This is a genomic window from Raoultella sp. T31, from assembly GCF_002806725.1.
Taxonomy (GTDB): Bacteria; Pseudomonadota; Gammaproteobacteria; order Enterobacterales; family Enterobacteriaceae; genus Klebsiella; species Klebsiella electrica.
Map to the genome: position 1 here is coordinate 42,642 of NZ_PIBO01000033.1, position 20,765 is coordinate 63,406.

At 56.4% G+C, this 20,765-nt stretch carries 18 protein-coding genes; 9 read left to right on the top strand and 9 right to left on the bottom strand.

Annotation, left to right across the window (positions count from 1 at the left end; all coding sequences use genetic code 11):
• Positions 1-40: 40 nt before the first annotated feature.
• The gene (gene rplI, locus CWM52_RS19350) at positions 41-490 is read left to right on the top strand and encodes a 50S ribosomal protein L9 (protein ID WP_015368607.1); all 450 of its coding nucleotides are present in this window, start codon (positions 41-43) and stop codon (positions 488-490) included.
• A 256-nt stretch (positions 491-746) separates the two neighbouring features.
• On the opposite strand, the gene CWM52_RS19355 is transcribed toward rplI, so the two are convergent.
• Positions 747-1,424, bottom strand: a complete 678-nt coding sequence (locus tag CWM52_RS19355) for a LysM-like peptidoglycan-binding domain-containing protein (protein WP_100685581.1) — start codon at positions 1,422-1,424, stop codon at positions 747-749.
• 352 nt (positions 1,425-1,776) lie between these two features.
• On the opposite strand from CWM52_RS19355, the gene fklB reads away from it, so the two are divergent.
• A complete protein-coding gene (gene fklB, locus CWM52_RS19365; RefSeq protein ID WP_015585317.1) occupies positions 1,777-2,397 on the top strand; it encodes an FKBP-type peptidyl-prolyl cis-trans isomerase in 621 nt (206 codons plus the stop codon).
• Positions 2,398-2,705: 308 nt separating this feature from the next.
• Positions 2,706-4,109 (top strand): D-serine/D-alanine/glycine transporter, encoded by a 1,404-nt coding sequence (gene cycA, locus CWM52_RS19370; RefSeq protein ID WP_100685582.1) that lies wholly within the window; start codon positions 2,706-2,708, stop codon positions 4,107-4,109.
• Positions 4,110-4,219: 110 nt separating this feature from the next.
• Here the strand turns inward: cycA and ytfE are convergent, their stop codons facing one another.
• From ytfE to CWM52_RS19390, 4 genes are all read right to left on the bottom strand, one after another.
• The gene (ytfE, locus tag CWM52_RS19375) at positions 4,220-4,882 is read right to left on the bottom strand and encodes an iron-sulfur cluster repair protein YtfE (RefSeq protein ID WP_100685583.1); all 663 of its coding nucleotides are present in this window, start codon (positions 4,880-4,882) and stop codon (positions 4,220-4,222) included.
• 82 nt (positions 4,883-4,964) lie between these two features.
• Entirely contained in the window at positions 4,965-5,939 is a 975-nt protein-coding gene (locus CWM52_RS19380) for a DMT family transporter (RefSeq protein WP_100685584.1), read from the bottom strand.
• A gap of 75 nt (positions 5,940-6,014) precedes the next feature.
• The gene (locus tag CWM52_RS19385; RefSeq protein WP_100685585.1) at positions 6,015-6,839 is read right to left on the bottom strand and encodes an AraC family transcriptional regulator; all 825 of its coding nucleotides are present in this window, start codon (positions 6,837-6,839) and stop codon (positions 6,015-6,017) included.
• Positions 6,840-6,919: 80 nt separating this feature from the next.
• Positions 6,920-7,768 (bottom strand): SDR family oxidoreductase, encoded by an 849-nt coding sequence (locus CWM52_RS19390; RefSeq protein ID WP_100685586.1) that lies wholly within the window; start codon positions 7,766-7,768, stop codon positions 6,920-6,922.
• A gap of 90 nt (positions 7,769-7,858) precedes the next feature.
• On the opposite strand from CWM52_RS19390, the gene CWM52_RS19395 reads away from it, so the two are divergent.
• Positions 7,859-8,239, top strand: a complete 381-nt coding sequence (locus CWM52_RS19395; RefSeq protein ID WP_100685587.1) for a winged helix-turn-helix transcriptional regulator — start codon at positions 7,859-7,861, stop codon at positions 8,237-8,239.
• A 107-nt stretch (positions 8,240-8,346) separates the two neighbouring features.
• Here CWM52_RS19395 and CWM52_RS19400 read toward each other — a convergent pair whose 3' ends face one another.
• The gene (locus CWM52_RS19400; RefSeq protein WP_100685588.1) at positions 8,347-10,290 is read right to left on the bottom strand and encodes a bifunctional 2',3'-cyclic-nucleotide 2'-phosphodiesterase/3'-nucleotidase; all 1,944 of its coding nucleotides are present in this window, start codon (positions 10,288-10,290) and stop codon (positions 8,347-8,349) included.
• A gap of 188 nt (positions 10,291-10,478) precedes the next feature.
• On the opposite strand from CWM52_RS19400, the gene cysQ reads away from it, so the two are divergent.
• The gene (gene cysQ, locus CWM52_RS19405) at positions 10,479-11,222 is read left to right on the top strand and encodes a 3'(2'),5'-bisphosphate nucleotidase CysQ (RefSeq protein ID WP_100685589.1); all 744 of its coding nucleotides are present in this window, start codon (positions 10,479-10,481) and stop codon (positions 11,220-11,222) included.
• On the opposite strand, the gene CWM52_RS19410 is transcribed toward cysQ, so the two are convergent.
• Complete coding sequence (locus CWM52_RS19410) at positions 11,212-11,769, bottom strand: YtfJ family protein (protein WP_100685590.1); 558 nt, start codon at positions 11,767-11,769, stop codon at positions 11,212-11,214. The genes cysQ and CWM52_RS19410 overlap by 11 nt on opposite strands.
• Before the next feature lie 319 nt (positions 11,770-12,088).
• Between CWM52_RS19410 and CWM52_RS19415 the strand changes: the two genes are divergently transcribed.
• The gene (locus tag CWM52_RS19415; protein WP_004857160.1) at positions 12,089-12,295 is read left to right on the top strand and encodes a DUF1107 domain-containing protein; all 207 of its coding nucleotides are present in this window, start codon (positions 12,089-12,091) and stop codon (positions 12,293-12,295) included.
• 74 nt (positions 12,296-12,369) lie between these two features.
• Here the strand turns inward: CWM52_RS19415 and CWM52_RS19420 are convergent, their stop codons facing one another.
• Positions 12,370-13,713 (bottom strand): hemolysin family protein, encoded by a 1,344-nt coding sequence (locus tag CWM52_RS19420; protein ID WP_100685591.1) that lies wholly within the window; start codon positions 13,711-13,713, stop codon positions 12,370-12,372.
• Positions 13,714-13,885: 172 nt separating this feature from the next.
• Entirely contained in the window at positions 13,886-14,524 is a 639-nt protein-coding gene (msrA, locus tag CWM52_RS19425) for a peptide-methionine (S)-S-oxide reductase MsrA (RefSeq protein WP_100685592.1), read from the bottom strand.
• A 209-nt stretch (positions 14,525-14,733) separates the two neighbouring features.
• On the opposite strand from msrA, the gene tamA reads away from it, so the two are divergent.
• Genes tamA through CWM52_RS19440 form a run of 3 tightly spaced genes read left to right on the top strand, consistent with a single transcriptional unit; the run spans position 14,734 to position 20,587 of the window.
• Positions 14,734-16,467 (top strand): autotransporter assembly complex protein TamA, encoded by a 1,734-nt coding sequence (tamA, locus tag CWM52_RS19430; RefSeq protein WP_100685593.1) that lies wholly within the window; start codon positions 14,734-14,736, stop codon positions 16,465-16,467.
• The gene (tamB, locus tag CWM52_RS19435) at positions 16,464-20,240 is read left to right on the top strand and encodes an autotransporter assembly complex protein TamB (protein WP_100685594.1); all 3,777 of its coding nucleotides are present in this window, start codon (positions 16,464-16,466) and stop codon (positions 20,238-20,240) included. The genes tamA and tamB overlap by 4 nt, the downstream gene beginning before the upstream one ends.
• Before the next feature lie 2 nt (positions 20,241-20,242).
• Entirely contained in the window at positions 20,243-20,587 is a 345-nt protein-coding gene (locus CWM52_RS19440; RefSeq protein ID WP_004857174.1) for a gamma-glutamylcyclotransferase family protein, read from the top strand.
• The last annotated feature ends 178 nt before the right edge of the window (positions 20,588-20,765 follow it).

Sequence of the window (20,765 nt, forward strand, 5' to 3'; positions counted from 1 at the left end):
CGGTCACGGTCCATTAATACGACTTTGAGAGGATAAGGTAATGCAAGTTATTCTGCTTGATAAAGTAGCAAACCTCGGTAGCCTGGGTGATCAGGTTAACGTTAAAGCGGGCTATGCTCGTAACTTCCTGGTACCGCAGGGCAAAGCTGTTCCTGCTACCAAGAAAAACGTTGAATTCTTCGAAGCGCGCCGCGCTGAACTGGAAGCCAAACTGGCTGACGTTCTGGCCGCTGCTAACGCACGTGCTGAAGCAATCAACGCACTGGGCACCGTTACCATCGCGTCTAAATCTGGCGACGAAGGTAAACTGTTCGGTTCCATCGGTACCCGCGACATCGCTGACGCTGTATCTGCAGCTGGCGTTGCTGTTGCTAAGAGCGAAGTTCGTCTGCCGAACGGCGTTCTGCGCACCACCGGTGAGCACGAAGTGGACTTCCAGGTTCACAGCGAAGTCTTCGCGAAACTGGTTGTTAACGTTGTAGCTGAGTAATTTTTTACTCAGTTTGCGTCGAGACGCCGGCCTTGTGCCGGCGTTTTGCTTTTCTGCCTCCCCCTTCTGTTGTTCTCTCCTGACAAAATGGCCATATCAGGCCGTCAATGACCCATCCTTTGAGTGGGAGGCATTGCTATAAGCGGACGCGACGCGATACATAATGAAGCAGGATCAAGGACGCGGGAGCGGGAGAGGGTGTCTCTGCACGGGCCGGGCATGATACCCGGCATGACCAGTGGATTTTTTCCGACGATTAGCGCGCGCGAATAAAACTGCCGTTCGCCTGACGGGTGAACAGCACCTGCTGTCCGCTATCGGTATCAATTGTCAGGCCGGTCACGACGCCATTGGCATTCTGCCGAATTTGCACCGTCTGCCCGGTTTGCAGCGAACTGAGCGGTTTGCCCGGACCTTCTACCTGGGCCATCGCATAGACGTCGGTGGGCGGCAGATTATGGTCGCGGAACAGCTGGGCCAGGGTTTTACCCGCTTCTATGCGGTAGGTGCGCCACTGCTGCTCAATCCCCGCAGCTGAATGTTGCTGTTGTTGTCGCGGTTGCGGCTGAGAGGGCTGAGAGTAAGCCTGGCTCTGTCCCTGATCCACCGGCTCGTCCTGAACCGGCTCCGGCGCTACCGGCGCCATCTGATCGGCGTCATTGACCGTCGGCGTGGTGGTAATCGGCGGCAGCGGCATGGCCTGTTGGGAAGATGGCGGCTGGGACTGCGATTGCAGGTCGATACTGGCTTCGCGGCCACTTTGTCGTGGGCTACCGCTGTCCTCTGACGGGAGCAGTATGCCGATAATCACCAGCAACGCGCCGGCAATGATGCCCCGGCGATGCATGGGCGGCAGCGGATCCATAATGCGAATATGATCCGGGGCGTGCCAGATCTTCGCCAGGGTAGTTGTGATGTCAAAGCGCCCGGGCATGGCTTTCCTCCTGCTCCGCATATTTTTATCCTGCTCCGTAGAGTATAGATGGCTAACTTCCTGATGGCCGAGACAAAGATATGTTTCGTGAGGTTAACCTGATATCCCTATTGTTTCTGTTTCCCTCAGATTTGTCATCATCTCCGCGACAAAGTTTTACCCATCGGACGATGGCTGATATGCTGCCCACCACTTTATACTCGTCGTCTTTCGAGTCGCTGATGCGCTGGCTGCGCCTGCCTGCACTGGTCACACTGTGGCCTGTCCTGCCGGTGAATCATCTGCATGCCGCCTTCTTGCTGTCTGGAATCCGTCGAGTGTGAAATTTCCCCCCGAAAAATAAGGAAAGAAGATGGCAACCCCGACTTTTGACACTATTGAAGCACAGGCAAGTTACGGTATCGGCTTGCAGGTTGGACAACAGCTGAGCGAATCCGGCCTGCAGGGGCTGCTGCCTGAAGCACTGGTTGCCGGCATTGCCGATGCGCTGGAAGGCAATCAGCCGCAGGTGCCGGTGGAAGCCGTTCACCGCGCGCTGCGTGAAATCCACGAGCGTGCTGACGCGGTACGTCGCGAGCGTTTCCAGGAGATGGCGGCCGATGGTCAGAAATACCTCGATGAAAACCGCGAGCGTGAAGGCGTGAACAGCACCGAATCTGGTCTGCAGTTCCGCGTTCTGACCCAGGGCGAAGGCGCGATCCCGGCGCGTACCGACCGCGTCCGTGTACATTACACCGGTAAACTGATCGACGGTACCGTATTTGACAGCTCTGTAGCCCGCGGCGAACCGGCTGAGTTCCCGGTGACCGGCGTGATCGGCGGCTGGATTGAAGCTCTGACCCTGATGCCGGTGGGTTCCAAATGGGAACTGACTATTCCGCACAACCTGGCCTATGGCGAGCGCGGTGCAGGAGCTTCTATTCCTCCGTTCAGCACCCTGATTTTTGAAGTTGAACTGCTGGATATTATCTAATCAGCAGGTGCTTCCTCTCCCTTAAGGGGGAGGGAGCGAATAAAAATAGCGCAAAATACTTAAGTTGGAAATTTTCTGGAATTTTATGTTGCACTCAGGCTTTTTAGGTGTATTTTTGTGAGCTGTTTCGCGCAGCGGGAGTGATATAACACTCACTTTAAACATAAAATTAACATTATATCTAAATCATAGTATTCATCCCTCCGATTCTTACCTAATATCGATAAACCCTTTTTTTCAGGGTAATGACGAATGACGGGCCATCAGAGCCTGAACAACACAGACAGGTACAACAGGAAGAAAATCACATGGTAGATCAGGTTAAAGTCGCTGCCGAAGAGCAGGCTCCGACTGAACAATCGCTACGGCGAAATCTCACGAATCGACATATTCAGCTTATTGCTATCGGCGGCGCCATCGGGACCGGACTGTTTATGGGCTCCGGCAAAACCATCAGCCTCGCCGGGCCATCCATTATTTTTGTTTATATGATTATCGGCTTTATGCTGTTTTTCGTGATGCGCGCGATGGGCGAATTACTGCTGTCGAATCTGCAATATAAGTCGTTCAGTGATTTTGCCGCTGACCTTCTGGGACCGTGGGCGGGCTATTTTACCGGCTGGACCTACTGGTTTTGTTGGGTGGTGACCGGGATGGCCGACGTGGTGGCGATTACCGCCTACGCCCAGTTCTGGTTCCCTGGACTTTCCGACTGGGTCGCTTCGCTGGCGGTTATCCTGCTGCTGCTGAGCCTTAACCTTGCCACCGTGAAAATGTTCGGTGAGATGGAGTTCTGGTTCGCAATGATCAAAATCGTCGCCATTGTGGCGCTGATTGTGGTCGGCCTGGTGATGGTGATGATGCATTTCAAATCGCCGACCGGCGTGGAGGCGTCTTTTGCCCATCTGTGGAATGACGGCGGCTGGTTCCCGAAAGGGATCAGCGGATTCTTTGCCGGCTTCCAGATAGCGGTCTTCGCATTCGTCGGTATTGAGCTGGTAGGGACCACCGCTGCAGAAACCAAAGATCCGGAAAAATCCCTGCCGCGCGCGATTAACTCGATCCCGCTGCGTATTATTATGTTCTACGTCTTCGCGCTGATCGTGATTATGTCGGTGACGCCGTGGAGTTCCGTGGTGCCGACTAAGAGCCCGTTCGTTGAGCTGTTTGTGCTGGTGGGGCTGCCGGCTGCGGCCAGCCTGATTAACTTTGTGGTGCTGACTTCGGCTGCCTCTTCGGCTAACAGCGGCGTGTTCTCAACCAGCCGTATGTTGTTCGGTCTGGCGCAGGATGGCCAGGCGCCGTCGATGTTCGCCAAACTGTCGAAACGGGCGGTACCGGCGAAAGGGCTGACCTTCTCCTGTATGTGCCTGCTGGGCGGCGTGGTGATGCTGATGGTCAACCCGAGCGTGATTGCCGCCTTCACCATGATTACCACGGTATCGGCGATCCTGTTTATGTTCGTCTGGACCATTATCCTGTGCTCGTACCTGGTCTACCGCAAAAAGCGTCCGCATCTGCATGAGCAGTCAAAATATAAGATGCCGCTGGGTAAGCTGATGTGCTGGGTCTGTATGGCGTTCTTCGTCTTCGTGCTGGTGCTGCTGACCCTGGAAACCGACACGCGCGAAGCGCTGATCGTCACCCCGCTGTGGTTCGTTCTGCTGGCGGCAGGTTGGTTCTTTGCCGGTAAGAAGCGTCTGGCGAAATAAAAAATCTTCGGCAGAGATTTTTAACGTTGCCTGCAACGGCCCGTCATAAAAAAGGCCACCGGAGTGGCCAATCAGACTGACAATGTCGAGGGCGCCTGCGGGCGCCTTTTTTATTTTCCGGCGAGGGCACGCGGAAACAGAACGTTATTCTCCAGGCTGATGTGTTCCATCAGGTCGTCAATCAATTCGTTAATGCCGTTGTACATCGCTTTCCACGTGGTGCAGGCTTCCGGCGGCGGGGTGACATTGTTGGTGACATGCTTAATCACTTCCAGCAGCTCGCCCGCGTCGTCGTGTTCGCTTTCCATCACGCTGATGGGACCGGCGGCCTGAGTCCCCATGCCCTGTTTGATCATCGGGAACAGGATCTGCTCTTCTTTCATCATATGGCTGGAGAGTTCCTGGTGCAGCATGGTCAGGTATTTGGTTAAGCCGTTCGGCACATTGGGCTTATCGGCATGCACGCGCTCCACTTTGCTGGCCTGCAGGATAAGCTCCGGCAGCTGTTCGCGATGCCTGTCGTGATAGCGAACGATGATATGGTCGATGATCTCCGCATACGGCGCGACGCGCCACTCTTTCTCTATCGGCTCTTCCGCCAGTCTGGCCAGCTCGGCTTCAATCACCGCGACGTCCAGTTCCTTACGCGATGCGGCGCGTTCCAGCGTCTGTTTGCCGCCGCAGCAGTAGTCCATATCGTATTGACGAAAGAGTGCGGAGGCGCGCGGAATCGTCAACGCCAGCTCGCCTAAAGGTTGGTCACGAAAAGCCATAGCGGATACCTCGTCTTTAAAAATATAAGATGTATATTAAATGCATCTTATAGGTAAGGAAATACCCCTTTCGGATAGCAGGCTATTTTTTAGTCTCGCAGACCCGCGCCACAACCATCGGTTTTTGTGGCCGGGAACAGACCGCGTAGACCACGCCAACAACCAGCAGCAGGATGCCGCTGAGCGTCAGCAGCGGCGGCATGCTTTGCCGCAACAGGAAGGTATACAGCAGGCCAGCCAGCGTTTCGAAGACGATGAGCGGCCCGAGAATCACCGTCGGCAGCTTCTGGCTGGCGATATTCCAGCACAATGCGCCGACCCAGGAGCAGAGGACGGCAATGGTCAGCATCAGCGTCACAAAGAGCAGGGGACGTGGGCCAAAGGGCAGCGGGAAGCCGACCTGCTGAACATGCAGCCATCCGCAGGCAATCAGATAGCCGACCAGCGAGACCGGTAGCGTCACCAGCGCCTGCGCCGTCGCCCACATCATCGGATGCTTATCCGGGTTTTCCCGCAGCCAGCGGGCATTGCGCAACGCGTACCAGGCCCAGCAGGCCACCGATACCAGTGCCAGACCCATACCGACGCCGTAGCGCCAGATACTGAAATTGGGCAACCCCTGGCGCAGTTCGGCAATATTGACACACACCAGGCCGACGGCGATACAGGAGAGCGCCGGAAAGAGGCGTCGCCACGGCAGCTTACCGTCACGCTGGCTGTAGAGCAGGTTAGCCATCACCGGCAGCACGACCGGAAGCGTGCCAATAATCATGGTGGAAACCGGGGCGCCGGTACGCTGGATAGCGCTGGCAAGACATACGTAATAGATCAGATTGCCCGTCATGGTCAGCACCAGCGCCGTCCACCAGTCTCGCCCGGAAAGCTGCCGCAGTCGCGCGCGACCGAGCCAGGCCAGCGGCAGGGCAATCAGCCCCAGGGCCAGATAGCGTCCCATGGATTGCAGGACCGCCGGGTATTCCGGCACCAGCATCGGGCCGACGAATATGAGCCCCCACATCATCCCTGCCAGCAGGGCATACAACACACCACTAATCATTACGCCATCCGCGCCGCTTTTCGTTGGCTAAAGTGTAGAAGAGGCCGCGTCGGGAATATTGTATGAGATTGCGCTTTAGCGCCGGGCGACCTGCTTTTGATAGCGCACCGGGGTGATGCCGTAGCGGCGGGTAAAGGCGCGGGTCAGGTGCGACTGGTCGGTAAGACCGGTGGCGGCAGCCACTTCGGCGGCGGGCATTCCGTGGGTGAGGAAGGCTTTGGCGCGCCACAGGCGAATGGCCATCAGCATCTGATGGGGCGTGACGTGGAAATGGGCCTTAAACTGGCGCTGAAAGTGATACGGGCTCAGGGCGGCAACCTGCGCCAGCTGATCAAGGGAGACGGCGTGCATATAGTTGTCATGCAGGTAGTCGCGCACGCGCTCGAAACGGTGGGCGGCTTCCGCGATAACCGGGGCGTGATGGGCCAGCGGGCGGAAGGTATCGATCACGTCGAGCAACAGACCTTGCTGCGCCAGCGGATCGTCGGTATGCCATAAGCCATAAATAAGCTGACAGAGCCGCTGCGAGCGCTGCGGATCCTGACGTACCACCTCACTGAACCACCAGTGGCGCACGCCGGTGACCTCTTCCAGCATCTGCGGTTCCAGATAGACCATACGGTAGCGCCAGCCGTCGGCGGTGGCCGCTTCTCCGGTGTGCAGTTCGTCAGGGTTCATGGTAACGACGGAGTTAACCGGAGCGACATACTGGCTGCCGCGATAGCGAAAACGCTCGGCGCCGAGTTCTATCGCACCGATGCCGAAGGCTTCATGGGTATGGGGCTCGAAGGCGTAGCGGGAGATATGGGCATGGTACAGCTCAACGCCGGGCAGCTGCGCCGGATGGCGAAAGCGTGCGCTGTCTCTCTCATCGCTGAACTGTTCCGGTACGCCCTGCATTGCGTTTCTCCCGACGGATATCCTGTTATTATTGGGGATGGTCCGTCGGGAAGCTACAAAAATTAACCTTTTTGTAACCGTTACAGAATGCCTTTGATGCTCTCAGCCAGCGGTGTCGTCGGGCGGCCAATCAACGCGCTCAGGGTGCGGCTGTCGTCAAACAGACCGCCTTTGGCGGCGCCGACATCGGAGTCGGCGAGCATGTCCGCCAGCCCTGCCGGCAGGCCTACGCTCTTCAGCGCAGCGGCGAAGTCGGCTTCGCTCAGGTTCTGATACATCACATTTTTACCGCTCTGCTTGCTCAGTTCAGCGGCAAGTTCGCTCAGGGTCCAGGCTTCATCGCCGGCCAGTTCATACACCTTCCCGGCATGGCCCTCTTCAGCGATAACGCGGGCGGCGGCGGCGGCATAGTCGGCGCGGGTCGCCGAGGCGATTTTGCCCTCACCGGCAGCACCGATAAACACGCCATGCTCAAGCGCCGGTGGCGCGCTGGCGAGATAGTTCTCGGTGTACCAGCCGTTGCGCAGCAGAGCATAGGGGATAGCGGAATCGGCGAGCATTTTCTCGGTTTCAACATGCTCAACGTGCAGGCCAAGCGGGGATTTATCGGCATGCAGCAGGCTGGTGTAGGCGATAAATTTAACCCCGGCGGCTTTGGCGGCGTTGATAACATTACGATGCTGCGACGCACGCTGACCGACTTCGCTGGAAGAGATCAGCAGCAGTTTGTCGACCCCTTGCAGGGCCGCAGTGAATGCCGCTTCATCAGTATAATCAGCCTGACGTACGACAATGCCCTGTTGGCTTAGGGATTCGGCTTTTGCCGGGTTACGCACAATGGCCACAATCTGGCTGGCGGCGGTGGTTTTTAACAGATTTTGTAGGACGAGGTGGCCAAGCTGGCCGGTCGCACCGGTAATCGCGATCATCAGTCTTCTCCTTCGTGTTGCGTGACAGTTGTGGTAAGCTAACACCTTAACTAACTTTTAGTAAGTACGTACAAAAAGGTAAGTGTTAAAATGGCGAAGTTGACGCTGAGCGAAAAAATGCGCGACGGTAATTTGTTTGCCGAGCAGTGCCCGTCACGCGATGTGCTGAAGCACGTGACCAGTCGCTGGGGGGTGTTAATCCTGGTGGCGCTGCGCGGGGGAACCCATCGCTTTAGTGAGCTACGCCGTAAAATGGGCGGCGTCAGCGAAAAGATGCTGGCTCAGTCGCTGCAGGCGCTGGAGCAGGATGGCTTTATCAACCGGGTCTCGCGACCGGTCGTCCCGCCGCATGTAGAGTATAGTCTGACGCCGCTTGGCGAGCAGGTTAGCGCGAAAGTGGCGGCGCTGGCGGACTGGATTGAGCTGAATCTGCCCGCGGTTCTGGCGAACCACGAGCAGGCCGTCGCCTGACGGGAGAAGCCGGATCGCGGCGGCAGTATCTGATCCGGCCTGTCGCCGCGCGTGGAACGCCTGCTTTGCGCCCCCGTTAAGCGTCGCGCGAGCGGGGAAGGCAATCGTTATTGACTCAAATCCACCTGGTAAATCGCGAAGCCGATATCATCGGTGGCCACCTGATGCATCGGATACTGCGCTTTCTCTTTAATAAATGCCGCCGCTTTTTCACCCGGAGAGGTCTCAAAGCGGATATCCAGCGGCACCTTGCTATGGACAGGGGCCAGACGCCAGTTGTTGTCGGCGGCCGGGTGGATAGCGCCCGCTTTTTTCGACTCCGCGCCGATCCATGCCGCCAGCACCGCACGGTTCTCGTCGGGGGAGGCAAAAGCAATGTGGCTATCGCCGGTTCCGGCAAATTTACCGCCGTAGGCGCGGTAGTTATTGGTGGCGACGAGGAAGGTGGCTTGGGGGTCAACAGGTTTGCCGTTAAAGGTCAGATCCCGAATCCGTTCAGCCTGCGGGTGAATCATCTGACACTCGCCGTCGTAACGCGCTGGCTGGGTGACATCAATCTGGTAGTTTACGCCGTCAATCACATCAAAGTTGTAGGTGCGAAAACCGTCCCAGTTAATTAACGACTGCGCTTTGCTGCTGGCGGGGTCAATCTGGTTAAACTGCCCGGCGGAACACTCCAGCCACTCTTTCACCTCTTTACCACTGACCTTCATCACCACCAGGGTATTCGGGTAGAGATAGAGGTCGGCGGCGTTGCGGAAGGTGAGCTGGCCTTTCTCCACCTCGACGAAGCTGGTCGGGTCGTTTTTGCGGCCGCCGACTTTAAACGGCGCGGCGGCAGAGAGCACCGGCAGTTTAGCCAGGTCAGGATCGCCCTGAATGTAGTGCTCAACGTAGGCCTTCTGCGCCATATTCACCACCTGCACGGTCGGGTCATCCTGTACCAGCGCCAGGTAGCTGTACATGTTGTCTGAGGATTTGCCGATCGGCTTGCTGACGAATTCACGGGTGGCATCATGATCGGTTTTCAGCACCGCCACCATCTTCGCATCTTCCGCCGCCAGCGATTTCTTAGCGACCGCGTCATAGATCGGGCGAGCTTCCGCTTTTGCCTGGCTGACCTGCCATTTGCCGGTATCGTTATTCAGCACCAGGTCGACGACGCCGAGATGATCGCCCCACATGCCGGGCATCACCGCCGGAATGCCGTTAAGGGTGCCTTTCGCAATATCAGCGCCTTTAATACTGGCAAAATCTTTCCCTGGGAATACCGCATGCGCATGGCCGAACATGATGGCATCCACGCCGGGAACCTGGCTTAAGTAGTACACCGAGTTTTCCGCCATCGCCTGGTATGGATCGGCGGAGAGACCGGAGTGGGCAATGACCACCACCACATCGGCGCCTTTTTCACGCATTTCAGGAACGTATTTGCGCGCGGTTTCGGTGATGTCGTTGACGGTGACTTTGCCGCTAAGGTTTGCTTTATCCCAGGTCATAATTTGCGGCGGCACAAAACCGATATAGCCGATACGCAGGGTCTGCGTTTTGCCGTCGTTATCCTGCACCGTGGTCTCTTTAATCAGGTACGGCGTAAACATCGGTTGACCGGTTTTGGTATCGATAATATTGGCGTTGACGTAAGGGAATTTCGCCCCGGCGAGCGCCTTGTGCAGGAAATCAAGACCGTAGTTGAACTCGTGATTGCCGAGGTTACCTACTGCGTAATCCAGCGTATTCATCGCCTTGTAGACCGGGTGGACATCGCCGCTGTTGAGCCCTTTGGCGGCGATATAGTCACCCAGCGGACTTCCCTGAATAACATCGCCGTTATCGATCAGCACGCTGTTTTTGACTTGCAGGCGGGCTTTTTCAATCAGCGTAGCGGTGCGCACGAGGCCAAATTTTTCCGTTGCGGCGTCTTTGTAATAGTCGAAATCCATCATATTGCTGTGCAAATCGGTGGTTTCCATAATCCGCAAATCGACCGTCGCGGCGTTCACGCTGGCGGCAACCAGCGTGGCCAGTAACGTTGCGCTAAACTTAATCATCAGAGGCGTCCTTTTATGAGCAATGACACAGAAGAAAATGTATGTACATCCTGTTGCTTACAGAAATGTGAATCATGCCGAAAAATGGTTTATGAAACCGCCATCGTTATCACAGATAGCGGAACTCGCACCGATGCGATATAACTAAAACAACGAGTTAACGCCACTGTAACCAGATGAGGTGGAGAATGTTAGAACAAGTATGTCAACTTGCCCGGATTGCAGGTGATGCCATCATGGAAGTCTATGATGGAAAGCAGCCGATGGACGTGGCCAGCAAGAAGGATGATTCTCCGGTCACTGCGGCGGATCTCGCCGCGCACAAGGTGATTATAAGCGGCCTGCTGGCGCTGACGCCCGATATCCCGGTGCTCTCCGAAGAAGATCCCCCCGGATGGGAGGTGCGCCAGCACTGGCAGCGCTACTGGCTGGTGGATCCGCTGGACGGCACCAAAGAATTTATTAAACGTAACGGTGAATTTACCGTCAATATCGCCTTGATTGAAAAAGGAAAACCGGTACTTGGCGTGGTTTACGCGCCGGTCTTAAAGGTGCTGTACAGCGCGGAAGGTGGAAAGGCGTGGAAAGACGAATGCGGTATGCGTAAGCAGATTCAGGTACGGGATGCCCGGCCGCCGCTGGTGGTCATCAGTCGCTCCCACGGCAACGATCCGGAACTGCAGGAGTATCTGGAACATATTGGCGAACATCAGACCACGTCGATCGGTTCGTCGCTGAAATTCTGCCTGGTGGCGGAAGGTCAGGCCCAGCTTTATCCGCGCTTCGGGCCGACCAGCACCTGGGATACCGCCGCCGGTCATGCCGTCGCGGTGGCTGCCGGGGCGCACGTTCACGACTGGCAGGGGCGCACTCTGGACTATACCCCGCGTGAATCGTTCCTCAACCCCGGCTTTCGGGTTTCTATTTACTAAGCAACTTGTGCAGCAGGGCGACCACCTGCTGCACTTCATCCTGGGTGAGCGCGCCGTCTTTGGCCCATTGAATGCGACCGTCTTTATCCAGCACCACAATCGCCGAGCCCTCCTCCTGCAGCTGCCAGGCTTTACGGGCCAGGCCGTTGCTGTCGACAATAAACTGCGACCACGGGTAGAGCTGTTTGTTGCTCTCAATGCTGCTGCGCACGAACATACCGGACCCCGGAATGGCGTCGTCGGTATTAACGATGGTGGTGGTCTGGTAACGGTCGTGCGGGAATTTGGCTTCCTTAATCGCCTCGATCAGGGCGGCATTTTTCTCTTTTGCCGACGTGCGTCCGGCGATGTGTTGCACCACGCGAACTTTTCCTGCCAGCTGCGAGCTATTCCAGTTTTTATAGCTAAACTTATCATTATCCAGAATTAATTCTCCCCGGTCGGCAATGCCAACCGGCGCGACGCGCTGACCATCGACAAAATTATGCGCTGAGGCCATCAGCGGGAACAGGAGGCAGGAAACCGCCAGTAGCTTACGTAGGGTCATGATGAGTCCTTATTTTTATGCAGGTGATCCGACCACTTGGTCTCGTTTAAGCATAAATGCGATTTCCCGGCATTACACGCAATCAGGGTGCCAGTTTGCGTGATAACGCACATATTCGAAGGAAATCGGCGACTTATACTAGCTTTTACGTATGTTTGAAAAGAAAGTTCTTAATTATTGTCATCAAAAGGTAAATAAACTTATGCATGCTGGGTATTACAGAAGTTCTGGACTATAGTTTCAGGGCATTAAAATTTGCGCTCCCGAATCGTGGGCCAAGTGTGGCACCACAAGAGCGTAACCCTGGCAGGAGACAACAATGAAAATTTTCCAACGCTACAATCCGCTGCAAGTAGCGAAGTACGTGAAGATCCTGTTCCGTGGACGGTTATACATCAAGGATGTTGGCGCTTTTGAATTTGATAAGGGCAAAATCCTTATCCCGAAGGTTAAAGACAAGCAGCATTTGTCTGTGATGTCTGAAGTCAATCGTCAGGTTTTGCGTCTGCAAACAGAGATGGCTTAACCTGAATAACGATATAGCTATGCGGTAAAAAAACGGCTCCTGATGGGAGCCGTTAGTGTTTCAGACCTCAAGCGCTACGCTACGCCTTGCTCATCTTCAGCAGCGTCCGTCTGCTTGGGCACCAGCACGGTCGGTTTGTTGTCGATGCGGGTAACCAGCAGCTGGTCGATTCGGTAGTTGTCGATATCCACCACCTCAAATTTGTAGCCGGAGAATTTCACCGCATCGGTGCGTTTCGGGATCTTACGCAGCATAAACATCATAAAACCGCCGATGGTCTCGTAGTTGCCGGACTGCGGGAATTCGTCGATATCCAGCACGCGCATGACGTCGTCAATCGGTGTGCCGCCATCAATCAGCCATGAGTTCTCATCGCGAGCGACAATCTGCTCCTCCAGCCCCTGACCAACCAGATCGCCCATCAGAGTGGTCATCACGTCGTTGAGGGTGATAATCCCCACCACCAGCGCATATTCGTTCATGATCACCGCGAAGTCTTCCCCGGCGGTTTTAAAGCTTTCCAGCGCCTCCGACAGCGTCAGCGTATCCGGAACAATCAGCGTATTGCGAATCTGTACGCCGCCGGTCAGCACCAGGCTTTGGTTCGCCAGCACGCGATTAAGCAGATCTTTAGAGTCAACGTAGCCGATGATGTGGTCGATATCTTCGTTGCAGACCAGGAATTTGGAGTGCGGATGTTCCGCCACCTTGTTCTTCAGGCTCTGCTCGTCTTCGTGCAGATCGAACCAGATGATATTTTCACGCGAGGTCATGGACGACGGAACGGTACGTGACTCCAACTCGAAGACGTTCTCAATCAGCTCATGTTCCTGCTTACGCAGCACCCCGGCCAGCGCGCCGGCTTCTACCACGGCGTAAATGTCGTCGGAAGTAATGTCGTCCTTACGCACCATCGGTATTTTGAACAGGCGGAAGATGTTGTTGGCCATGCCGTTGAACAACCACACCAGCGGGCGGAAGACGAACAGGCAGAAGCGCATCGGGTTGATGATACGCAAAGCAACGGCTTCTGGCGCAATCATACCGATGCGTTTCGGGGTCAGGTCAGCGAACAGAATGAACAGGCTGGTGACCAGGGTAAAGGAGATGATAAAGCTCAATTGCTCGGAAAGCTCAACAGACATGTACTGGCTCAGCAGGCTGTGAAACGCCGGCGAGAATGCTGCGTCACCGACGATACCACCAAGAATGGCGACGGCGTTGAGGCCTATCTGCACGACGGTAAAGAAAGTGCCTGGGTTTTCCTGCATTTTGAGAACGCGCTGGGCGTTCACGTTGCCGTCATCGGCCAGCAGTTTGAGTTTGATCTTACGTGAAGCGGCCAGCGAGATCTCCGATATCGAAAAAAACGCGCTGACAGCAATCAGACAAAGTATAACTAAAATACTGTTTAACATAGTTTATCCAGCCGTTGAGGCCAGATCCTCGGAAGGGAAGTTGATAACGCTATAGTGGAATACATAAAAAACCGGTCCGAAGGCTCTGGACCGGCTATAACGCCAGCTAGTATAGCGTAAGCGACTGTAAAGCCGCCAGAGCGTTAATTATTCACCTTAGTGCTAAACGGTATTATGCCTGCGGCGGCAAGCAGACGCCAATGCCTCCGATACCGCAGTAGCCGTACGGGTTTTTGTGCAGGTACTGCTGATGATCGTCCTCAGCGTAGTAAAACGGCTTCGCCGGGGCAATTTCCGTGGTGATGACGCGCGTGTCGTTGGCATCGCGCATAGCGGCCTGGAAACGCGCCAGACTGGCCTTCGCCGCTTGATCCTGCTCTGGAGTTAACGGATAGAGGGCGGAGCGATACTGGGTGCCATGATCATTGCCCTGCTGCATGCCCTGGGCCGGATCGTGATTTTCCCAGAACACCTGCAACAGCTGCGCGTAGCTGATGATCTGCGGATCGTACACGACGCGTACGGCTTCGGCATGGCCGGTATTGCCGGTACAGACTTCACGGTAGGTCGGGTTCGGCGTATAGCCGCCGGTATAGCCCGCGGCGGTGCTGTAGACGCCAGGCAACTGCCAGAACAGACGCTCAACGCCCCAGAAACAGCCCATCGCGAACAGGGCAACCTCCATCCCGTCCGGGACGTTGGTCATGGAGTGGCCATTGACAGCGTGGAGTGTTGCCACTGGCATAGGGGTGTTGCGTCCTGGCAGCGCATCCGCCTGGGCGACAAGATGCGTTTTATCAAATAGACTCACGGTTGGCCTCTCAAAACATAAGTCGTGGTTAAGGTTGTAACGAAGCGTGTCTTTTTACACAATAAACATGCCCGATACGTCTAGATTTAAACATAAGAATTATTTGGTTTAGCGTTTCTTTTTCAACCCTAAGTCGTTGGGGGTTTATTAAGCCGTGGAACGGCGCTTTCGTTTCCTTCGGGGGGAAACAAGGATATTCAGGAGAAAACGTGCTACAAATCCGCCAGTTATGTATCACCAGCCTTTTGCTGGTCAGCGGGATCGCTAGCGCCGCGAGCGTGCGTTTGCAGGTTGAGGGGTTATCCGGGGAGCTGGAAAAAAACGTCCGGGCTCAACTTTCTACGATCCAGAGCGACGAAGTCACGCCGGATCGCCGCTTTCGTGCGCGCGTTGATGATGCGATTCGCGAAGGGTTGAAGGCCCTGGGGTACTACGAACCGACAATCGTTTTCGACCTCCGTCCGCCGCCGAAAAAAGGCCGACAGGTGCTGATTGCCAAAGTCACGCCAGGTGAACCGGTACGTATTGGCGGTACGGAAGTCATTCTGCGGGGCGGTGCGCGCACCGACCGCGACTACCTGGATTTGTTAAAAAACCGCCCGGCTATCGGCACCGTCCTCGATCATGGCGATTATGACAGCTTCAAGAGCTCGCTCACGCGGGTTGCGCTGCGTAAGGGCTACTTTGACAGCGAATTCATTAAAAGCCAACTTGGCGTTTCTCTCGACCGCCATCAGGCCTTCTGGGATATCGACTACAACAGCGGCGAACGCTATCGCTTTGGTCCGGTCACTTTTGAAGGCTCGCAAATTCGTGACGAATATCTGCAAAATCTGGTGCCGTTCAAACAGGGCGACTACTACACCTCGCAGGATCTGGCGGAACTCAACCGCCGGCTGGCGGCAACCGGCTGGTTCAGCTCCGTGGTTGTGGCGCCGCAGTTTGAAAAGTCCCGACAGACCAAAGTTCTGCCTTTGCAGGGCGTAGTCTCTCCGCGTAAAGAGAATACCGTTGAAACCGGGGTCGGCTACTCAACCGACGTCGGGCCGCGCATCAAAGGGACGTGGAGAAAGCCGTGGATGAACTCCTACGGGCATAGCCTGACTTCCAGTCTCAGCCTTTCCGCTCCTGAACAGCAGCTTGATTTCAGCTATAAAGTGCCGCTGTTAAAAAGCCCGCTGGAGCAATACTACCTGATGCAGGGCGGCTTTAAACGTACGGATCTTAACGATACGAAAGCCGACTCCACGACCCTCGGGGTATCGCGTTTTTGGGAGATGTCGAGCGGCTGGCAGCGCGCGCTGAACCTGCGCTGGAGCCTCGACCACTTTACTCAGGCTAACGTCACCAACACCACAATGCTTATCTATCCCGGGGTGTCGGTCAACCGTACCCGCTCCCGCGGTGGCCTGATGCCGACCTGGGGCGACTCCCAGCGCTATTCGGTGGACTACTCCAACACCATGTGGGGCTCGGATATTAACTTCATCGTCGCCCAGGCGCAGGATGTGTGGATCCGCACGCTCTACGATCGCCACCGTTTTGTGGTGCGCGGCAACCTCGGCTGGATTGAAGCCGATAATTTCAACAAGGTCCCGCCGGATCTGCGTTTCTTTGCCGGTGGCGACCGCAGTATTCGCGGCTATAAATACAAATCGATCTCGCCGAGGGATGACGATGGCAAACTGATGGGGGCCTCGAAGCTGGCGACCGGTTCGCTGGAGTATCAGTACAACGTCAGCGGAAAATGGTGGGGCGCAGTCTTCGTTGACAGCGGCGAAGCGGTGAGCGATATCCGTAAAAGCAATTTTAAAACCGGCACCGGCGTCGGCGTGCGCTGGCAGTCACCGGTTGGCCCGATCAAGCTGGATATTGCCGCGCCGGTCGGCGACAAAGATGAGCACGGTTTACAGTTTTACATCGGTCTGGGGCCTGAATTATGAGTTTATGGAAGAAGATAAGCCTCGGGGTACTGATCTTTTTGGTCCTGCTGCTGGGGACGGTCGCATTCCTCGTCGGCACGACCAGCGGCCTGCATCTGGTGCTGAAGGCGGCGGACCGCTGGGTTCCCGGACTGGAAATCGGCAAGGTGACCGGTGGCTGGCGTGATCTGACGCTGCAAAACGTACGCTTTGAACAGCCGGGCGTCGCGGTCACCGCTGGTCAGTTCCACCTCGGCGTCAGGCTGCGCTGCCTGTGGGACAGCAGCCTGTGCGTCAACGATGTTTCGCTGCGCGATATCTACGTGGCGATCGACACCAGCAAGATGCCGCCGGCGGCGCCGGCTAAAGAAGAAGATAGCGGCCCGCTGAATCTCTCCACACCTTATCCCATCACTCTGAGCCGGGTGGCGCTGCATAACGTCAACGTCAAAATTGACGATACCGCCGTTTCGCTGCGCGACTTCGCCACCGGTCTGAACTGGCAGGAGAAGAATCTGACCCTGACGCCAACCTCGCTGCAGGGGCTGCTTATCGCATTGCCGAAAGTAGCAAAAGTGGCGCAAGAGCAGGTCGTTGAACCGAAGATCGACAATCCGAAACCGGAAGAAAAACCGCTCGGCGAGACGATGAAAGCGCTGTTCTCCCGGCCGGTGCTGCCGGAGATGGCCGACGTGCATCTGCCGCTGAACCTGAATATCCAGTCGTTCCGCGGAGAGCAGCTGCGCGTCACCGGCGATACCGATATGACCGTCTACAATATGCTGCTGAAAGTCAGCAGTATCGACGGGAAAATGCGGCTGGATACCCTGGATATCGACTCCGATCAGGGCAAGGTCACTGCATCGGGCACCGCGCAGCTGCAGGACAACTGGCCGGTGGACATCACCCTCAACAGTACGCTGAACATCGATCCGCTGAAAGGCGAGAAGGTGAAGCTGACCGTCGGCGGCGAAGTGCGTAAAAAACTGGAGATCGGCGTGGATTTAGCCGGTTCCGTGGCGATGACATTACGTGCTGACGCGCAGCTGGCGGAAGCCGGACTGCCGTTGAATATGGAACTGAAGAGTAAACAGCTGTACTGGCCGTTCAGCGGCGAAAAACAGTTCCAGGCCGACGATGTGCTGCTGAAGTTTAACGGCAAGATGACCGACTACACCATGGCGTTCAGTACCGCGGTGAAGGGGCCATCGCTGCCGCCAGCGAAAATCACCCTCAACGCCAAAGGGAACGAACAGCAGGTTAACCTCGATAAGCTGACCGTTGCGGCGCTGGAGGGGAAAACTGAACTGAAAGCGCTGCTGGACTGGCAGCAGGCCATCAGCTGGCGCGGCGAGCTGACGCTCGACGGCATCAACACCGCCAAAGAGGTCCCGGACTGGCCGTCGAAGCTGAACGGGATGATTAAAACTCAGGGCAGCCTGTACGGTGGAAGCTGGCAGATGTCGGTACCGGAGCTGAAAATCACCGGTAACGTTAAGCAGAATAAGGTCGATGTCAGCGGTTCATTGCAGGGTAACAGCTACATGCAGTGGAAAATCCCCGGGCTGCACCTGGCGCTGGGTAAGAACAGCGCCGAGGTGAAAGGCGAGCTGGGGGTTAAAGATCTGAATCTTGATGCCACCATCGATGCGCCTAATCTGGACAATGCTCTGCCGGGCCTTGGCGGCACGGCGAAGGGGCTGCTGAAGGTGCGCGGCACCGTTGATGCGCCGCAGCTGCTGGCGGATATCTCCGCCCGCGCCCTGCGCTGGCAGGAGCTGGCCATCGCTCAGGTCAACGTCAAGGGTGATGTGAAGTCCAGCGACCAGATCGGCGGCGATCTTGATGTGCGCGTTGAGCGGATCAGCCAGCCGGGCGTCAATATCAGTCTGGTGCAGCTCAATGCCAAAGGGAACGAGAAGCAACACGACCTGCAGCTGAAAGTGCAGGGCGATCCGGTTTCCGGGCAGCTGTCGCTGGCGGGGAGCTTCGATCGTAAAGAGGAACGCTGGAAAGGGACGCTGAGCAATACCCGCTTCCAGACGCCGGTTGGGCCGGTCTCCCTGACGCGTGCCATCGCGCTGGATTACCGTAATCGCGAGCAGAAAATCAGTATCGGGCCGCACTGCTGGACTAACCCGAATGCTGAGCTATGCGTGCCGCAGGCCATCGATGCCGGCGCCAGCGGACGGGCGCTCGTCAATCTTAACCGCTTTGATCTGGCGATGCTGAAGCCGTTTATGCCGGAGGCGACCCAGGCCAGCGGCGTATTCAGCGGCAATGCGGATGTCAGCTGGGACACCACCAAAGAGGGGCTGCCGCAGGGTAAAGTGACGCTGAACGGTCGCAATGTCAAAGTCACCCAGACGGTCAACGATGCGCCGCTGCCGGTGGCCTTCGACACGCTGAACCTGACGGCCGATCTGCATAACAACCGTGCGCAGCTCGGCTGGCTGATTCGCCTGACCAACAACGGTCAGCTGGATGGGCAGGTTCAGGTTACCGACCCGCAGGGGCGCCGCAACCTCGGCGGTAATGTGAATATCAATAACTTCTCGCTGGCGATGATTAACCCGATCTTCGCCCGGGGAGAGAAGGCGCAAGGGAAGCTCAATGCCAACCTGCGCCTCGGCGGCAATGTACAGAGCCCGCAGCTGTACGGTCAAATGCAGCTGAACGGTGTGGAGGTTGACGGCAACTTTATGCCGTTTGATATGCAGCCGAGCCAGCTGGCGATGAATTTCAACGGGACCCGCTCAACGCTGCAGGGCACCGTGAATACCAAACAGGGCCAAATCAGCCTGAGCGGCAACGCCGACTGGACCCAGATCGACAACTGGCGGGCGCAGGTAGCCGCCAAAGGTAGCCGGGTGCGGATTACCGTGCCGCCGATGGTGCGTCTGGACGTGTCACCGGACGTCGTCTTTACCGCTACGCCGAGTTTATTTAGCCTGGATGGTCGCGTTGATGTCCCCTGGGCACGTATCGTGGTTAATGAAGTGCCGGAGAGCGCCGTTGGGGTCTCTTCTGATGAAGTGATGCTGGATAAAAATCTGCAGCCTATCAAGCAGCAGAGCGCCGGTATCCCTATCAACAGTAACCTGACGATTCACGTTGGCAACGACGTTCGTCTCGACGCCTTTGGTCTGAAAGCGCGTCTGACCGGCGATTTAAAAGTGGCTCAGGATAAACAGGGGCTGGGCCTGAACGGGCAGATTAACATCCCGGAAGGTCGCTTCCATGCCTACGGTCAGGACCTGATTGTGCGTAAAGGTGAGCTGCTGTTCTCCGGTCCGCCGGATCAACCGCTGTTGAATATCGAAGCCATTCGCAACCCGGATGCGACAGAAGACGACGTGATCGCTGGCGTTCGCGTGACCGGCTCGGCCGATCAGCCGAAAGCAGAGATTTTCTCTGACCCGGTTATGTCGCAGCAAGAAGCGCTTTCTTACCTGCTGCGAGGGCAGGGTTTAAGCAGCGGACAGAGCGATAGCGCCGCAATGACCTCAATGCTTATTGGTATGGGGGTTGCACAAAGTGGTCAGGTTGTGGGTAAAATCGGCGAGACTTTTGGCGTAAGCAATCTGGCGCTGGATACCGAGGGAGTGGGCGACTCCTCCCAGGTGGTGGTCAGCGGCTATGTGCTGCCGGGTCTGCAGGTAAAATATGGGGTAGGGATCTTTGATTCCCTGGCGACGTTGACGTTACGCTATCGCCTGATGCCTAAGCTATATCTGGAAGCGGTGTCTGGCGTAGGCCAGGCTCTCGATTTGCTCTATCAGTTTGAGTTTTAGCAATGCGAATATTTGTTTACGGCAGTTTACGACGCAAACAAGGCAACAGCCACTGGATGACCAACGCTCAGTGGCTGGGCGATCATAGTGTCAACGATTATCAGCTGTACAGCCTGGGCCACTATCCAGGCGCGGTGCCGGGCGAAGGCACAGTACATGGTGAAGTGTATCGTATTGACGCATCAACGCTGGCCGAACTGGACGCGCTGCGCACCAAGGGTGGTGAGTACGCACGTCACCTGATCCAGACGCCTTATGGCAGCGCATGGATGTATGTCTATCAGCGCCCCGTTGAGGGCTTTACGCTGATAGAGAACGGCAACTGGTTAGACAGAGACCAGTATTAACCACGGCAACGCCACCTTCGGGTGGCGTTGTTTTTATGTCTGTCATTCACCCGGTACAGGTCAATGGCAGACATAAAAAAGCTTATTGACCGGGCTGGTAGGGCGGGCCTGTGGCACTGGCGCCGTTTGCTCCCCGGTGGCGCTGCGCTTACCGGGGCTACGTGGGGGCGGTGTCTGG

Bases quoted from the DNA above. Each gene is read 5' to 3' on its own strand.
- CWM52_RS19420 (WP_100685591.1), bottom strand. From the start codon at position 13,713: ATGTTAAACAGTATTTTAGTTATACTTTGTCTGATTGCTGTCAGCGCG.
- cycA (WP_100685582.1), top strand. From the start codon at position 2,706: ATGGTAGATCAGGTTAAAGTCGCTGCCGAAGAGCAGGCTCCGACTGAA.
- ytfE (WP_100685583.1), bottom strand. From the start codon at position 4,882: ATGGCTTTTCGTGACCAACCTTTAGGCGAGCTGGCGTTGACGATTCCG.
- CWM52_RS19410 (WP_100685590.1), bottom strand. From the start codon at position 11,769: ATGACCCTACGTAAGCTACTGGCGGTTTCCTGCCTCCTGTTCCCGCTG.
- cysQ (WP_100685589.1), top strand. From the start codon at position 10,479: ATGTTAGAACAAGTATGTCAACTTGCCCGGATTGCAGGTGATGCCATC.
- CWM52_RS19355 (WP_100685581.1), bottom strand. From the start codon at position 1,424: ATGCCCGGGCGCTTTGACATCACAACTACCCTGGCGAAGATCTGGCAC.
- CWM52_RS19390 (WP_100685586.1), bottom strand. From the start codon at position 7,768: ATGATCGCGATTACCGGTGCGACCGGCCAGCTTGGCCACCTCGTCCTA.
- rplI (WP_015368607.1), top strand. From the start codon at position 41: ATGCAAGTTATTCTGCTTGATAAAGTAGCAAACCTCGGTAGCCTGGGT.
- CWM52_RS19380 (WP_100685584.1), bottom strand. From the start codon at position 5,939: ATGATTAGTGGTGTGTTGTATGCCCTGCTGGCAGGGATGATGTGGGGG.
- CWM52_RS19385 (WP_100685585.1), bottom strand. From the start codon at position 6,839: ATGCAGGGCGTACCGGAACAGTTCAGCGATGAGAGAGACAGCGCACGC.
- CWM52_RS19395 (WP_100685587.1), top strand. From the start codon at position 7,859: ATGGCGAAGTTGACGCTGAGCGAAAAAATGCGCGACGGTAATTTGTTT.
- CWM52_RS19440 (WP_004857174.1), top strand. From the start codon at position 20,243: ATGCGAATATTTGTTTACGGCAGTTTACGACGCAAACAAGGCAACAGC.
- CWM52_RS19415 (WP_004857160.1), top strand. From the start codon at position 12,089: ATGAAAATTTTCCAACGCTACAATCCGCTGCAAGTAGCGAAGTACGTG.
- CWM52_RS19400 (WP_100685588.1), bottom strand. From the start codon at position 10,290: ATGATTAAGTTTAGCGCAACGTTACTGGCCACGCTGGTTGCCGCCAGC.
- fklB (WP_015585317.1), top strand. From the start codon at position 1,777: ATGGCAACCCCGACTTTTGACACTATTGAAGCACAGGCAAGTTACGGT.
- tamB (WP_100685594.1), top strand. From the start codon at position 16,464: ATGAGTTTATGGAAGAAGATAAGCCTCGGGGTACTGATCTTTTTGGTC.